The organism is Clostridium cellulovorans 743B (genome assembly GCF_000145275.1).
Classification (GTDB): Bacteria; Bacillota; Clostridia; order Clostridiales; family Clostridiaceae; genus Clostridium_K; species Clostridium_K cellulovorans.
This window is the reverse complement of the sequence record NC_014393.1, coordinates 5027076-5041680: the sequence shown is the minus strand read 5'-3', so window position 1 is coordinate 5041680 and position 14605 is coordinate 5027076. Positions and strand designations below refer to the sequence as shown.

The following is a 14605-nucleotide window of genomic DNA, read 5'->3' as shown; positions in this document are numbered from 1 at the left end:
ATGCTTAGAAATAAAGAAGTTAGATTACTACTTATAGTTATGTTTTTAGTATCGATTATATGTTCTTCTATAGGTTTCAGAATTAATATTTTTGCAGGAGTAATAACCTTTATAACATGTGTAACACTTTTAGTATCTTATAGCTTGTTTACTTTATACAGGTATAAGGAAATAGAAAAACTGTCTGAGTCTCTACGCTCCATATGTAGTGGAGAGTATTCTTTGGATATAAGAGATAATAAGGAAGGAGAGCTAAGTATTCTTAAGAATGAAATATATAAAGTTACGCTTATGCTTTCAAAACATGGTGAAGCCCTTAAGAAAGAAAAAGAAAATCTCAGTGATGCAATTTCTGATATATCACACCAACTTAAAACTCCTCTTACATCTATGATGGTGATGACAGACCTTTTGAGTGATAGTAATTTAAAATCAGAAAAAAGAGTAGTATTTACTAAAAATATTCAAAATCAGCTAGAGAGAATGGAATGGCTTTTGACTTCTTTATTAAAGCTTTCAAAGATTGATGCAGGAACAGTCAAGTTCAAGAAGGACAAAATATCTGTTGCCGAAGTTATTGAAAGAGTGACAAAAGCTATAAGTATTCCAATGGACATAAAAGAGCAGAGCATTATAATCGAAGGTGATACAGAGGCAACCTTTATTGGAGATTTAAATTGGATAACTGAAGCGATGATAAACATTATGAAAAATTGTGTGGAGCATACGGGAACAAAAGGTACAATTTGGATTATAGTGGAGGAGACCCCTCTATATACACAAATAAAAGTTACTGACAATGGCAGTGGTATAGATAAGGAGGACTTGCCTTATATTTTTAAGCGTTTTTACAAAGGGAAGAATGCTAGTGAAGATAGCGTAGGAATAGGATTAGCAATGGCTAAAACTATTATAGCTAGCCAAGGGGGAGATTTAAGTGTCACAAGCAAGAAGAATGAAGGAACACAGTTTAGTATAAAAATTTATAAGCAGATAATCTAAAGTGACTAAATTGTAATAAAAAAGTCACCGTAAAGTCATTGGAGATAAGTATAATAGAGGAAGATTAAAGACACGGATATAAAAGTTTATTCTGGAGTCCACATGATTCTAAGGTTAATATTTAATTTTACCGAGGAACACTATTTATATTTGGAGGTTAGGATATGGAAATATTAAAAATAGAAAATTTATCAAAATCCTATGGCAACGGTGATACTGCAGTAAAGGCACTTGATAATGTATCTTTTACTGTGGAAAAAGGAGAATTTGTTGCAATTATTGGACCATCAGGTTCAGGTAAGTCAACATTGTTACATATGTTGGGTGGTGTTGATAAGCCAACTAGTGGTCGTGTTCTAATAGATAATACAGACATCTATAAGTTAAATGAAACGCAATTAGCAATCTTTAGACGTAGGCAAATAGGTCTTATTTATCAGTTTTATAATCTTATCCCCGTATTGAATGTTGAAGAAAATATTAATCTCCCATTATTATTGGATGGACATAAGGTTGATAAAAAGCAATTTGATAAGGTTGTAGAGATATTAAATTTAAAGAATAGGTTAACACATCTTCCAAATCAACTTTCTGGAGGACAGCAGCAGAGGGTTTCCATAGGTAGAGCTCTTATAAGCAACCCTGCTATTATGTTAGCCGATGAACCAACAGGAAATTTAGATAGCAAAAATGGTACAGAAATAATAGAATTACTAAAGATGTTTAACAAAACCTATAATCAAACACTGATTGTCATTACCCATGATGAACGTATAGCTTTGCAAGCAGACAGAATTATTGCTATAGAAGATGGTAAAATCACAAAGGATGAGGTGATTCGTCCATGAATATAGTTAATAAACTAACATTAAGGCATTTAAAGCTTAATAAAAAACGAACTCTTGTAACGATAATTGGAATAATAATATCTGTGGCTATGATTACAGCAGTATCAACTCTTAGCAGTTCTTTTATGGATCTAATGGCAAGACAAGAAATAGCTACTGATGGGGAATGGCATGTTACATATTTGAATGCCAACAAAGAACAAATAAAAGCTATTAGAAATGACGAGAATACTAAAGAGTTAATTTTAAATAAAAAAGTAGGATATGGAGTTTTAGAAGGCAGCCAAAATAAAAATAAACCTTATCTGTATATAGAAGAATACAATAAGATTGGATTTAAAAACTTTCCTATTAAACTTAAGGAAGGAAGACTACCTGAAAACTCTAATGAACTGGTGATATCTGATGCTATTATCACTAATGGAAAGGTTGATTATAAGATAGGAGATAGTATTACTGTAGATGTTGGGCAACGAAAATCTATTAGTGGTAAGACATCAGGAGAGTTCTTGATGCAAAATTACTCACTGTTAAAGGAAGCGGGAAAAGTTGATGAAGAGTTAACAAAAGAATCTTCAAAGAATTATACTATTGTTGGAATAATTGAAAGACCAAATTTTGAACCAACTTGGTCGCCAGGGTTTTCAGCATTTTCTTATGTTAATGAAGAGGCGATTAATACTAAAGGAACTATAAACGCAGCAATAACTCTGAAAAAAATTAATAATAAGTTATTTGATAAAGCTAAAAAGTTGGCAGATGAAAATGGAATTGCAAGTGATAATATCGGGTACAACAGCGAACTTTTAAGATACTATGGAGTTATAAAAGATGATGGACTTAAAGGGGGAGTGTTAAAGTTATCAGCAATTATTATGGGGATTATAGCTATCGGTTCTATTTCTTTGATATATAATGCTTTTGCTATTTCTGTTTCTGAGAGATCAAGGCATTTAGGGATGCTATCTAGTGTCGGTGCAACAAAAAAGCAAAAAAGGAACTCTGTTTTCTTTGAAGGTTTTGTTCTTGGAGCAATAAGTATTCCTATTGGCATTTTTTCGGGGCTCATAGGCATGGGAATAACATTTTTATGTGTAAACCCAATAATGAAGAATTCATCGAATATTTCAGAGGAGTTCAGGCTTGTAGCCTCACTTCCTTCAATTTCAGCAGCTATAGTAATTTCTGCTATTACGATATTTATTTCAACGTATATTCCTGCTAGAAGAGCATCAAACATATCAGCTATCGAAGCTATTCGCCAAACTACAGATGTTAAGTTAACAAGAAAAAATGTTAAAACATCAAAACTTACAGGTAAGTTATTTGGGATAGAGGGAGATATAGCCCTTAAGAACTTAAAAAGAAATAAAAAGAGATATAAGGCAACGGTTTTTTCTTTAGTTATTAGTATTGTGTTATTTTTGTCTGTAGATTTTTTCAATGGATACTTAAAGAAATCTATTGTCATGACTCAAGACGGAGTTAATTATGATATTTCCATAAAGATGTATAATATAGATGAAGAAATGAAGAAAAACATAATTAGAAACACAACATCACTAGAGAATATAACAAGCGCTTCGTATATGGAAACTATTAATGTAGATGCATTAATTGGTGAAGCTTCAACAGCTGACTTTATAAAAGAGCAAGGTGAGTCTTATGCTAGAAAAGATGGGAAGTATATTTACCAGGTAGAGATAAGTGCACCAGATGATAAAACGTTGGAAGAATACTCAAAAGAAGTAGGTGCAGACTATAATAAATTAAAGAATACTGAAAAACTCACAGGAATAGTCATTGATACTCTTAAATACAAAGATGAGAATCAAAAAAAATACATTGAAACAAAGATACTTAAGACAAATATAGGAGAAAAACTTAACCTAATCACTAATATGAGTGAAAACAAAGAAGAGGCATTAGGTGATGTAGAGGTAGCTGCTCTTACAAATAAATTCCCTATGGGAGTTACGTTTCAAGGACCAACTGCGACATTTAATTTAATCGTATCTAAGGATGTGCTTAATAAGATAATTGAAAGGAACTCAATGTTAAAAGAATATATACATACCGGTTTATTCTTAAACACTGACGATGCATTAAAGGTTCAAGAAAAAATTGAGTCTATAGTGGATTCAGAAAATAATAATGGTATTTATGTGTACAATGTATTTATGCAAAAAGAGAAAGAAGAGCAGATGATTTTACTACTATCTGTTTTTGAATATGGTTTTATAGTACTAATAACTCTTATATCTGTAGCAAATATATTTAACACAATATCTACAAGTATTACCCTTAGAAAAAGAGAATTTGCCATGCTTAAATCTGTAGGTATGACACCTAAAGGATTTAATAAGATGATAAATTATGAAAGCATCTTTTATGGAATTAAAGCCTTAATATATGGACTTCCTATAAGTTTTATAGCTATGTATTTGATTTATAAATCTCTTACAGAAAGCTTTGAATTTGATTTTACTATCCATTGGATAAGTGTTTTAGTTGCTGTCTTTTCTGTATTTTTCGTTGTTGGAGCGACTATGGTATATTCTAGCTCAAAGATTAGAAAAGAAAATATAATAGATGCCTTAAAGCAAGAAATAATATAATACTAATTTTATTATGGTAGCTACAGGTATTTGAAAATTTTTTTAATATGAAAGATACGAATTAACGACTTTTTTAAATTTTCAAAAAATTCTTGACCACTGTTAAATTTTTCTGTATAATTATATTGTACTTTAAATCAAATGAAATGCATTGATGAGGAGGAGTACATACTTACTGAAAGCATAGAGAGAAGATGGTTGGTGTAAATCTTCATGAAGGAAGTATGGAAGTAGCCTTTGAGCAGTGAACCGAACAAAGTGTAGCATAAGCTATTTTATCTTTAAGTAGACTTCACCGGAAGTTTCCACCGTTAAAAGGAAATCGGTATCGGATGTATATCCCGTACTGAATAGAGAGCAAATACTTTTGTATTTGAATTTAGGTGGTAACACGGATTATGCATGATTCGCCCTAAGCTGATATCTTTCAGCTTAGGGCTTTTATATTTTATTACAAGTTTATAATAATTAAATTATCATTATTTACTTTTTTAGCAGTATACTTAGAACAAAATTCCTTTAGTACTTTTAGTTTAAGGCTAGCCAAAGATATAAAATAAATTAGAGGTATCAATTTAATAAGTACACAATGTTTTTCAAATATAAAAATGTTTGATTAAAAAAAATATTAGGAGGTAACCCAAATGAAAATTGCAGGAACAGATTTTTTTGTAAAAGCCCTAAAAGAGGAAGGGGTAGACGTGTTGTTTGGCTATCCTGGTGGGTATGCCATTGACATTTTTGATGCTTTATATAGGCAAGACGATATAGAACTTATTTTACCAAGACATGAGCAAGCACTTATCCACGCTGCTGATGGTTATGCTAGATCAACTGGAAAGGTTGGTGTTTGTTTAGTTACAAGTGGACCAGGAGCAACAAACCTGGTAACAGGAATTGCTACAGCTAATTATGACAGTGTACCTCTTGTATGTTTTACAGGTCAAGTACCAACTAACCTTATTGGGAATGATGCTTTTCAAGAAGTTGACATTGTAGGAATTACAAGAAGTATATGCAAATATGGAGTAACTGTTAGAGATAGAAAAGATTTAGGAAGAATCATTAAAGAAGCTTTTTATATTGCAAGTACTGGAAAGCCAGGTCCTGTAGTAGTAGACTTGCCTAAGGATGTTATGTTAGCTCTTGGTGATGATGATTACCCTACAGAAGTAAACATGAGAAGTTATAAGCCAAATACAAAAGTACACAGTGGACAATTAAAGAGAGCTTTAGCATTGCTTGAAAAAGCTGAGAAACCTCTTTTCTTAATTGGTGGAGGAGTGAATATTGCAAGAGCACAAAAAGAATTTACTAAGTTAGCAACGATTACAAATACACCAGTAATAACAACTATTATGGGTAGAGGTGCGATACCAACAACACATCCTTTATATATTGGCAATGTAGGTATGCATGGAAGTTACGCCGCTAATAAGGCAATCAGTGAATGTGATGTACTTTTTTCTATAGGAACTAGATTTAATGATAGAATAACAGGAAAGATTAGTGAATTTGCAAAGAATGCTACAATTATTCATTTAGATATTGACTCTGCATCTATTTCCAGAAACATTATAGTTGATGTGCCGATAGTTGCAGATGCAAAACCGGCAATTAAAAAAATGCTTGAAGAAGCTAAACGTTGTGAATGCTCTAAATGGATTGAGCAAATAGAAATGTGGAAAGAAGAATATCCACTAGGAATGAAAAAAGACAAGGGTATTACTCCTGAATTAATAATACAGCAGATTAATGATATCTTTAAAGATTCAATTGTAGTTACTGATGTTGGACAGCATCAAATGTGGACTACTCAATATTTGGAGATAGACGAAAATAGACAGCTTATAACTTCTGGAGGACTTGGAACTATGGGGTATGGGTTCCCTGCGGCTATAGGAGCAAAGCTTGCTAACCCTGATAAAAAAGTTATATGTATATCAGGAGACGGCGGTTTCCAAATGAATATTCAAGAGATGGCCACAGCAGTTGCACAAGAGTTACCATTGATTTTATGTATCTTTAACAATAGCTATTTAGGTATGGTTCGTCAATGGCAACAATTAATGTTTGATAAAAGATATTCAAGCACTTGTTTAAAATATAGGAAGAGTTGTTCTAAGGATTGTCATAATCCAGATAAGGTATGCCCAGTGTATTCTCCAAACTTCATTAAGTTAGCAGAAAGCTATGGAGCACATGGAATCCGTGTAACAAGTGAAGCGGAGATAAAGAATGCCTTTGAGAAAGCTGCAGAGAACAAAAATGCTCCGACTATTATTGAAATTATCATAGATAGTGAAGAATTAGTTTTACCTATGGTAAAAGGCGGAAATCCTTTAGATAATATGATTTTAGAATGTTAAGAGGAGGAAAATTCGATGAAAAAAAGATGGATTTCATTATATGTTGAAAATGATGTAGGGGTACTGGCAAAGATATCTGGATTGTTTTCTGGAAAGTCTTATAATTTAGAAAGCTTAACTGTAGGAGCAACAGAAGACCCTACTATATCAAGAATGACAATTAGTTTAAATAGTGACGATAATACCTTTGAACAGATCAAAAAGCAATTGAATAGATGCGTTGAAGTAATAAGAGTAGTAGATTTTACTTGTACTTCAATTCATATGAAAGAAATATTATTTGTAAAAGTTAAAAATTGTACAAAAGATGATAAGAGGGAATTATTCCATATTGCAAATGTCTTTAAAGGGTCTATTATTGATTATGGTAAGGATAGTGCTTTATTAGAATTTGTGCAAACTGAAGGAAAAAACAATAGTATGATAAAATTGCTAAAAGAAAGCTTTACAACAATAGAAGTTGTTAGAGGTGGTAGTGTAGCAATCGAATCTATAAGTATGACTGAAAGATAAAAGTTAGATAATATATAATTAATCAGGAAATAAATTATATTAGGGAAGAAGTTGACCGCTGTAAAGTTACTACAGCGGTCAGCTTATTTTTGGTTGATTTAAGTTTTTAAAATAAATGCTAAAGAAGTGATTATTTTATGATTTTAATTATTGTGATAAAAAGGATTATATTGAACTATTTATTATAATAGTAAAATAATGAGAAGGAAAAGTGTATATTTATGTAGAATATTATTGATAACTTAGTACGCTTTTTAAAGTTATATACTTCAATAAATCCTCATCATAAGTTGTTTTAGTTTTACAATAATAAGATAGACAGTTAATATATCTACAGTAATAGTGTATATAGGATAAAAATCTTTTTAACTAAGAGGTTACTAAACTTACACCAGTGAAAATGTATAGTTATTATAAATAGAAAAAGGATGGTTTTAACATGAATAAGAAGATATTACATATGAATGAGCCCATTATTAATACTTACAATAGTTATGGTAGTATATTATCGATGATTGCTGATGATGAGAATGCGTGGTTATGGTTATATAATAATTTTATCCAAATTCGATATGTATATAGTTGGAATAGTTATTTTTTTGACAATCATCATTTGTTTTTTGATAATTGCCCTTACTTTTATCATTACAACATACCTAAAAGTATTCTTTTATCTAAATGGAATGGTTCTATGAAAGATTTTATAGTAGATTCAATAAATGGTGGTTTATATATATATTTATATGTTGATCGTTATTATATTTCTGAGTCAAGTTCATACAATAGAGCAAGTGAAGTACACGAAGTTTTTATATATGGTTACGATATTGAAGATAATTCAGTATACATTGCTGATAATCTTCTAGATGGTAAATATATAAGGACTAAAGTTCCATTTGAAGAAATTGAAAATGGATATTTTAATATAAAGTATAAAGTAGACTTTTTTTTAAATTTGCACTTATTCAAAAAATCTGAAGGAGCTATAGTAAACTTTGATTTTGAGCAAGTTGTAAGTAGTATAAATAATTATTTATATTCAAAAAAAACCATTGATGTATCATTTAGTGAAAAATGTATTTTTGGACTAGATGCAGTGGAAAGGATTGTTGATATATTAGATAATGTATCAGTTCAAGAAGACATGTATTTAGACATCAGAGCATTACATTTATTTTATGAACATAAATTATTGATGAAGCTTCGCTTAGAGTATATGGTTAACAAAGGCTTTTTAGTAAATGGAGAAAAATTTATAGAAGCGTATAGCTCACTAAATAAGAATTATGGTACAATTAGAAATCTTGCATTAAAATATAACATTACTAAAATGAATAATATTTTGCTTAGAATTAGTGAATTACTAAAAGATCAGATAGCTACTGAAAAAATGGTGCTAAATGAATTGCTAGATAGATTTTCTTAAAGATATAATCAAATAAATCTATAAATACATACAAAAAAGCCTATAAGAGTAGAGCGAAAGATCTCAACTTTATAGGCTTTTTTCACTAATGATTTAGAAATTAACAATGTAACAGCTTTAGGAGGTTTTTGGAATTATAGGTTATACTTAAATTATCTACCTTGCTAAGGAATAGTATTCCTTCAGTTTACTTTTCAATAGTCTTTTAAAGTTAGTTCCGGGGAATATGAACTATGAGTTTTTTCTGTTTTTTGAAAGTAGTAGGGAAGAGATTAAACCTAGTATTGCGATAACAGCAGCACCTATAAACAGCTTTGAATAACCAGAGTTTAGAGTACTTTGAAAAACATTTTCTATAACTAATCTTGAATCTTCAATTTGTTTTAAGTAACTGTTTATTATAGTGCTCATTAATGAATCCGCGTTAGGACCCTTATAATTTGGGACTGAGGTCATTTGTTGAATAGCTGGAGCAACCTTATCATTTAATATATCCTCACTAAATTTTTTAACAGAATCTACTATTGTAGTAACATCAGCATTTTGAAGAAGCTGTAATTGTTCTTGTGATATTCCAGAAGTATTTGAAGTCATGTTTGCTGCAGGAGCTTGCATGCCTTGAATTTGTGGCATTTCCATTTTTGGTATAACTTCCATCAACTTAGTGGACATATTTTTACCCGCTTGGGATATAAAACCTATAAGGATATTAGGTGATATTGCTACACCTATTGATCTTATTAATGAAAGGGTAGATTGTGCTGTAGCAGTTTCTTCTGGGTTTACGTTAATTTGAACAATATAGTTTAATGGGGCCCCCATTGTACAACCCATTCCAAGTCCAACAAATAATAAACCTATCAATAGGCTAAAGAAACTTGGATGATTTGCTGCATATAAAGCTAACGTTAATGTTCCTATAGCAGAAAGAGTAAAGCCTGATATCAAAACTATTTTAGCAGAGAACCTATCAACTAATTTACCACTTATAGGAGCAGAAATTCCAGAGAATATTGCCATTATAGTTACTATATATCCACCAGAACCTGATTTTATTTTTAAAATATTCTCTCCAAATTGAGGGACGAAAACTACACCCATCATTCCAGCACCAACGATAAAGGCAATAATTAGTGCTAAAGATATCTCTTTGTTTGTAAAGTATTTTAAGTTTAGAACTGGGTCTTCTGCTTTTTTTTCAGCAAATACTAAAATTGGCAGTAAGATTATAAATGCCAATAAGTATGGCCATACATCAATAGATTTGATACTAGTTAAGAATTCATAAAATTTCAAGTTAGTTAATCCATACATTAAAGATAATATTGTTAAACTAATAAGAATACTTCCTTTAATATCAATTTTCTTTGAAGCTTTTATCTTTTCTTCTGTGTGAGATAAAATAGAAAGAATTAAGATAATTAAGCATATTGGGACATTTATAAAGAATAATACCCCCCAATTTGAGTTTCCAACTATATTTAAGATACCTGAACCTACACTTGGACCAAGGGTAGTTGCAATACCATATATTCCTCCAACCATACCAAGGGCAGCACCTTTCTTTTCAGGTGGAAAACTATCACCTATATAAGCAGTGGCTATAGGCATAATACCGCCACCACCTATAGCTTGAATTACTCTAGCTACTAGTAATAAACTAAAGTTTCCATAGAAATTAGATAAACCGCATAATAAAGAGCCTATTCCAAAGAGGGATATGCTAATAATATAGATTTTTTTCTTTCCAAAATTATCGGATAGCTTACCAGCTATAGGCATTGCTACGGCATAAGCTAAAGTATAAATTGTAATTATCCATATAGATGTGTTAGCGGAGATATTAAAAGAGTTAGCGATTACTGTCCTAGCTGGTGAAACAATTCCTGTGTCCAAGGCACCCATAAAAATACCTAATAAAAATAATATAAGCAATAAGTTTTTACTATTGTCTTTTTTCATAATATGACTCCTTTCTGAACGATGTTCATTTAAAAATATAAACTAATACTCATCATTAAAAACTAAATTTGACATATGATTATAGAATATATAACTTCTAATAATTTTATTCACCAAATTTTTAATAGGGTAAATTGTTAGAGAGTTTATAAGTCAAATAAAGAATTAATTCAGAGTATATTTTCAATTAACCTATTTAAACAGTTTCATCTTAAAAGTTTTTTATTGACGAAGCTTATTTATACGTTTTAATAAAAAATCTTGATAAAGTGCATTGATTTTTCAATATACCTATAGGCTCTTTATGCACTTTTAATAATGAACCCTATATATTAAATTTTTATTAAGTCATAGAACTCGTTAAAGTTAATAGTTTTGTTTTTAGATATATTAATAAGATTAAATACAATGAAAGAGGTTAATTTTTCTAAAGGAAGCTCAGAATTGATTTCACCTTTTTCCTTATGAAAAGTTAGAACTTTATTAATAGCCTCGTGAAGAGGTGTCATTACTTCTGTTTCTTTATAAGAATAGTTTTCAGACGCCATTTCAATAAAAACTGCAATATGATCTTTTAAAAAACCGTCAATGTACTTAAAGATCGTATATAGCTTATTTTTTAAAGGGATTTCTTCTGTAATAAGGGATTCTATTGAAGATATGATTTTAGACCAGTCCCTTTGAAAAATTTCTATAGCAAGTTCTCCTTTATTTTGAAAGTAGTTATAAAAGGTACCAGTTCCTATGCCACAAGCCTTAGTAATATCTCTTATATTAGCAGCTTTGTAGCCTTGGGTGGAAAAGACCTTTTTACCTTCATCCAATAATAAATCTTTTACGTTCTCTAGAATTTTTGGCATATTCATTCCTCACTTTTTAATGAACCTTGTTCATATTATACACTTCCATAATAAAAGGTGCAATAAATTTTCAATTTTCATATGGAGTTCAGAGTGGAATCCTTCAAAATAGAATTACGGCTGTTCATAATTGATGAAATTGAAATATATAGAAGAATTTGAAGTTAATTAACGAGAGAGATTAATCATATATATTATTGTTATTTATATTTAATGGAAAGACTTAATTATTAATTAAATGGAAGGGGTGAATTATGGATAAGCTACAACTATTTCGTGAACTTATGAAGGCCAATTTCTTAAAGTGGGACCATTTAGCATCAGATCAAGATAGGAAGATACCTCAACCTCCTATAGAGAGTGATCTGCCCAAGTATTATCAAGAAGGAGAAATAATTGAGTTACCGGGAATAACCAATGAAATAATCGTAAAGAAGAATATATTTTTAGTGCTTAATGATAGAATGAGTCGAAGGAAATATAATAAGCAAGCTTTAACTTTAGAAGAATTATCTTTTCTTCTTTGGGCGACTCAAGCTGTGAAGAGAATTCGTGGAAAATATGCGTCTACTGTAAGAAATGTACCATCAGCAGGAGCGAGGCATCCTTTTGAAACCTATCTGGCTATACATAGAGTCCATGGGTTGAAAAGAGGAGTCTATAGGTATTTGGCCTTAAGTCACCAGCTTATTTTTCTATTTGACCATGAAAATTTAGAATTAGAAATGACAAAGATAGCTTTAGACCAAGAGTTTGTAGGGGATAGTGCTGTGACGTTTATATGGAGTTGTGTACCTTATAGAGGAGAATGGAAATACTATATCTCAGCGCATAAGTCAATGCTAATTGATGTAGGACATCTTTGTCAAAATCTATATCTTGCTTGTGAAGCAATTGGATGCGGAACTTGTGCAGTTGCAGCTTATGATCAATATATGGTAGATGAGTTTCTAAATCTTGACGGTGATGAAAACTTTGTGATTTATTTAGCATCTGTTGGTAGAATAGATGAATGAAATTTAATTTTACTAGTGATATACTTAAAGATAAGTTGCAGTAATGCTTTGTGTAAGGACACAAGAAATATATTAGATAACTGCCTGGAGGCTTTATGTACAAAGTAATGATTGTAGAGGATGAAGAAAAAATAAGAAATATCCTTAGAAGTTCACTTGGAAAATGGGGATTTGAAGTATATAGCGTAGAGAATTTTAATAGCACCCTTGAAGATTTTATAAGAGAGAAGCCTTCTATTATAGTAATAGATATAAATCTTCCTGTTTGTGATGGTTTTTACTGGTGTAATAAAATAAGAGAAATATCAAAGGTTCCAGTAATTTTTTTATCATCAAGAACCACAAATATGGACGTAGTAATGGCAATTAATATGGGTGGAGATGACTATCTTACAAAGCCATTTTCAATAGAGGTACTTATAGCTAAAATCAACGCTCTTTTACGTAGAACTTATTCTTATGGAGAAGTAGCTATGGATACTCTAGAATATAAAGGTGTTATTCTTTCTTTAAAAGATAACTTAATATATTATGAAGATAAAAGCCTTGAGCTTACGAAAAATGAGTTTAAGATAATATATACTTTAATGAAAAAGCATGAAACAATAATAACAAGAGAGAAACTTATGCAGGAACTGTGGGAAGATGAAAATTTTATTGATGATAACACACTTACAGTAAATATAAATAGACTAAGAAAAAAACTTAAGGAACTTGGACTTTGTGAATACATAAAAACTGTAAAGAATCAAGGATATATAGTGAAATGAATTTTTATAGGTATTTAAAAGAAAATCTTAGGCTCATGGTTTTTTATTTTTTACTTATGGGTTTTATAACAATGGTCATATATCTTGATCGAGAAAACCGAATGCTTAAGGCGAATTTATTGTATGTGATAAGTGTATCTTTTTTCATGTTTTTAGTTTTTCTAATTATTGATTATAGTTTAAAGAATAAGCAAATAAAAAGGCTTAAGGATATTATTAAAGCAAAGGATAAAACTCCTATACTTCCTGCGGCTGAGGATTATAAAGACAAACTTTACTCTGTTATTATAAATGATTTATATAAGCAATATATCAATTCTCTAAGTCAAATTCAGGAAGGAAATAAGGAAAATAATGAATTTATAACCTCATGGGTTCATGAAATTAAAACGCCGATAACTACTTCAAAGTTGATAATTGAGAGTTGTGATATTGAAGTTGATGCTTCACTGCTTTCATCTATGAAGGAAGAGATTGATAAAATTGATGAATATGTAGAGAAGGTTCTATACTATAGCAGAAGTGATGGGTTTTCTAAAGATTATATTATCTCAGAAGAATCAATTAAAAAGTTAGTAAATGAAAGTATTAAAAAACATTCATTAATTTTTATAAGAAAGCAGATAAGTTTTATTAACGATATTGATAGTAGTTTTTATATAGATACTGACAAAAAGTGGTTGATATTTATAATAAATCAACTGATATCTAATTCTTTGAAGTATACAGAGAATAAGGGCTGTATAAAGGCAATAGCATATGAATATGATAATGAAAAGGTGCTAAGTATAGTAGACAGTGGCATTGGAATAAAGCAGGAAGATATTAAAAGAATCTTCACTAAAGCTTTTACTGGAGACAATGGACGAAATATAGATACTAAGGCTACGGGATTTGGATTGTATCTTTCACAAAAGTTAGCAAAAAAATTAGGACACTATATTACTGTGGAATCAGAATATGAAAAAGGCACAACGGTCTCAATTCATTTTCCTAAATGGAACGATTATTATGTTACAAAAATGTAAGTTATGAAAACAAAATGTAAGCCAGAAAAATGGCTCTACATTTTGTTTTTTTATATACTTAAGATATAGAGAATGCATTCATATGAAAGATTTAATTGAGTTTATACAGATGAATAGTTATACAATCAGGATAGTGCTAATTGTTATGAAAATGTTGGATTAAGTAAGCAAATTAGGCTAAATAAGAACAAGC

Annotated in this window: 11 protein-coding genes and 1 other annotated feature; of the genes, 9 read left to right on the top strand and 2 right to left on the bottom strand. The window is 30.3% G+C overall.

Annotation, left to right across the window (positions count from 1 at the left end):
- From CLOCEL_RS20855 to CLOCEL_RS20830, 6 genes are all read left to right on the top strand, one after another.
- Complete coding sequence (locus tag CLOCEL_RS20855) at positions 1-1002, top strand: sensor histidine kinase (protein WP_010074193.1); 1002 nt, start codon at positions 1-3, stop codon at positions 1000-1002.
- A 164-nt stretch (positions 1003-1166) separates the two neighbouring features.
- Positions 1167-1850: an ABC transporter ATP-binding protein gene (locus tag CLOCEL_RS20850; RefSeq protein ID WP_010074192.1), complete on the top strand. Its 684-nt coding sequence runs from the start codon at positions 1167-1169 to the stop codon at positions 1848-1850.
- Entirely contained in the window at positions 1847-4468 is a 2622-nt protein-coding gene (locus CLOCEL_RS20845) for an FtsX-like permease family protein (protein ID WP_010074191.1), read from the top strand. The genes CLOCEL_RS20850 and CLOCEL_RS20845 overlap by 4 nt, the downstream gene beginning before the upstream one ends.
- Positions 4469-4610: 142 nt before the next feature.
- Positions 4611-4886: a binding site (T-box leader), on the top strand.
- A gap of 226 nt (positions 4887-5112) precedes the next feature.
- Entirely contained in the window at positions 5113-6837 is a 1725-nt protein-coding gene (gene ilvB / locus CLOCEL_RS20840; protein WP_010074190.1) for a biosynthetic-type acetolactate synthase large subunit, read from the top strand.
- Between the two features lie 15 nt (positions 6838-6852).
- Positions 6853-7350, top strand: a complete 498-nt coding sequence (gene ilvN / locus CLOCEL_RS20835) for an acetolactate synthase small subunit (RefSeq protein WP_010074189.1) — start codon at positions 6853-6855, stop codon at positions 7348-7350.
- 439 nt (positions 7351-7789) lie between these two features.
- Positions 7790-8776, top strand: a complete 987-nt coding sequence (locus tag CLOCEL_RS20830) for a hypothetical protein (protein ID WP_010074188.1) — start codon at positions 7790-7792, stop codon at positions 8774-8776.
- Between the two features lie 231 nt (positions 8777-9007).
- On the opposite strand, the gene CLOCEL_RS20825 is transcribed toward CLOCEL_RS20830, so the two are convergent.
- Together CLOCEL_RS20825 and CLOCEL_RS20820 are read right to left on the bottom strand one after the other, a co-directional pair.
- The gene (locus CLOCEL_RS20825; protein WP_010074187.1) at positions 9008-10738 is read right to left on the bottom strand and encodes an MFS transporter; all 1731 of its coding nucleotides are present in this window, start codon (positions 10736-10738) and stop codon (positions 9008-9010) included.
- Between the two features lie 332 nt (positions 10739-11070).
- Positions 11071-11598 (bottom strand): TetR/AcrR family transcriptional regulator, encoded by a 528-nt coding sequence (locus CLOCEL_RS20820; protein ID WP_010074186.1) that lies wholly within the window; start codon positions 11596-11598, stop codon positions 11071-11073.
- 254 nt (positions 11599-11852) lie between these two features.
- Here CLOCEL_RS20820 and CLOCEL_RS20815 point away from each other — a divergent pair, with 254 nt between their 5' ends.
- From CLOCEL_RS20815 to CLOCEL_RS20805, 3 genes are all read left to right on the top strand, one after another.
- Complete coding sequence (locus tag CLOCEL_RS20815; protein WP_010074185.1) at positions 11853-12614, top strand: SagB/ThcOx family dehydrogenase; 762 nt, start codon at positions 11853-11855, stop codon at positions 12612-12614.
- A gap of 95 nt (positions 12615-12709) precedes the next feature.
- The gene (locus CLOCEL_RS20810) at positions 12710-13384 is read left to right on the top strand and encodes a response regulator transcription factor (RefSeq protein WP_010074184.1); all 675 of its coding nucleotides are present in this window, start codon (positions 12710-12712) and stop codon (positions 13382-13384) included.
- Positions 13381-14412: a sensor histidine kinase gene (locus tag CLOCEL_RS20805; RefSeq protein WP_010074183.1), complete on the top strand. Its 1032-nt coding sequence runs from the start codon at positions 13381-13383 to the stop codon at positions 14410-14412. The genes CLOCEL_RS20810 and CLOCEL_RS20805 overlap by 4 nt, the downstream gene beginning before the upstream one ends.
- The last annotated feature ends 193 nt before the right edge of the window (positions 14413-14605 follow it).

Excerpts from the sequence above, each read along its gene's own strand:
- CLOCEL_RS20830 (WP_010074188.1), top strand. The coding sequence starts at position 7,790 with ATGAATAAGAAGATATTACATATGAATGAGCCCATTATTAATACTTAC.
- ilvN (WP_010074189.1), top strand. The coding sequence starts at position 6,853 with ATGAAAAAAAGATGGATTTCATTATATGTTGAAAATGATGTAGGGGTA.
- CLOCEL_RS20820 (WP_010074186.1), bottom strand. The coding sequence starts at position 11,598 with ATGCCAAAAATTCTAGAGAACGTAAAAGATTTATTATTGGATGAAGGT.
- CLOCEL_RS20850 (WP_010074192.1), top strand. The coding sequence starts at position 1,167 with ATGGAAATATTAAAAATAGAAAATTTATCAAAATCCTATGGCAACGGT.
- CLOCEL_RS20825 (WP_010074187.1), bottom strand. The coding sequence starts at position 10,738 with ATGAAAAAAGACAATAGTAAAAACTTATTGCTTATATTATTTTTATTA.
- CLOCEL_RS20805 (WP_010074183.1), top strand. The coding sequence starts at position 13,381 with ATGAATTTTTATAGGTATTTAAAAGAAAATCTTAGGCTCATGGTTTTT.
- ilvB (WP_010074190.1), top strand. The coding sequence starts at position 5,113 with ATGAAAATTGCAGGAACAGATTTTTTTGTAAAAGCCCTAAAAGAGGAA.
- CLOCEL_RS20810 (WP_010074184.1), top strand. The coding sequence starts at position 12,710 with ATGTACAAAGTAATGATTGTAGAGGATGAAGAAAAAATAAGAAATATC.
- CLOCEL_RS20845 (WP_010074191.1), top strand. The coding sequence starts at position 1,847 with ATGAATATAGTTAATAAACTAACATTAAGGCATTTAAAGCTTAATAAA.
- CLOCEL_RS20815 (WP_010074185.1), top strand. The coding sequence starts at position 11,853 with ATGGATAAGCTACAACTATTTCGTGAACTTATGAAGGCCAATTTCTTA.
- CLOCEL_RS20855 (WP_010074193.1), top strand. The coding sequence starts at position 1 with ATGCTTAGAAATAAAGAAGTTAGATTACTACTTATAGTTATGTTTTTA.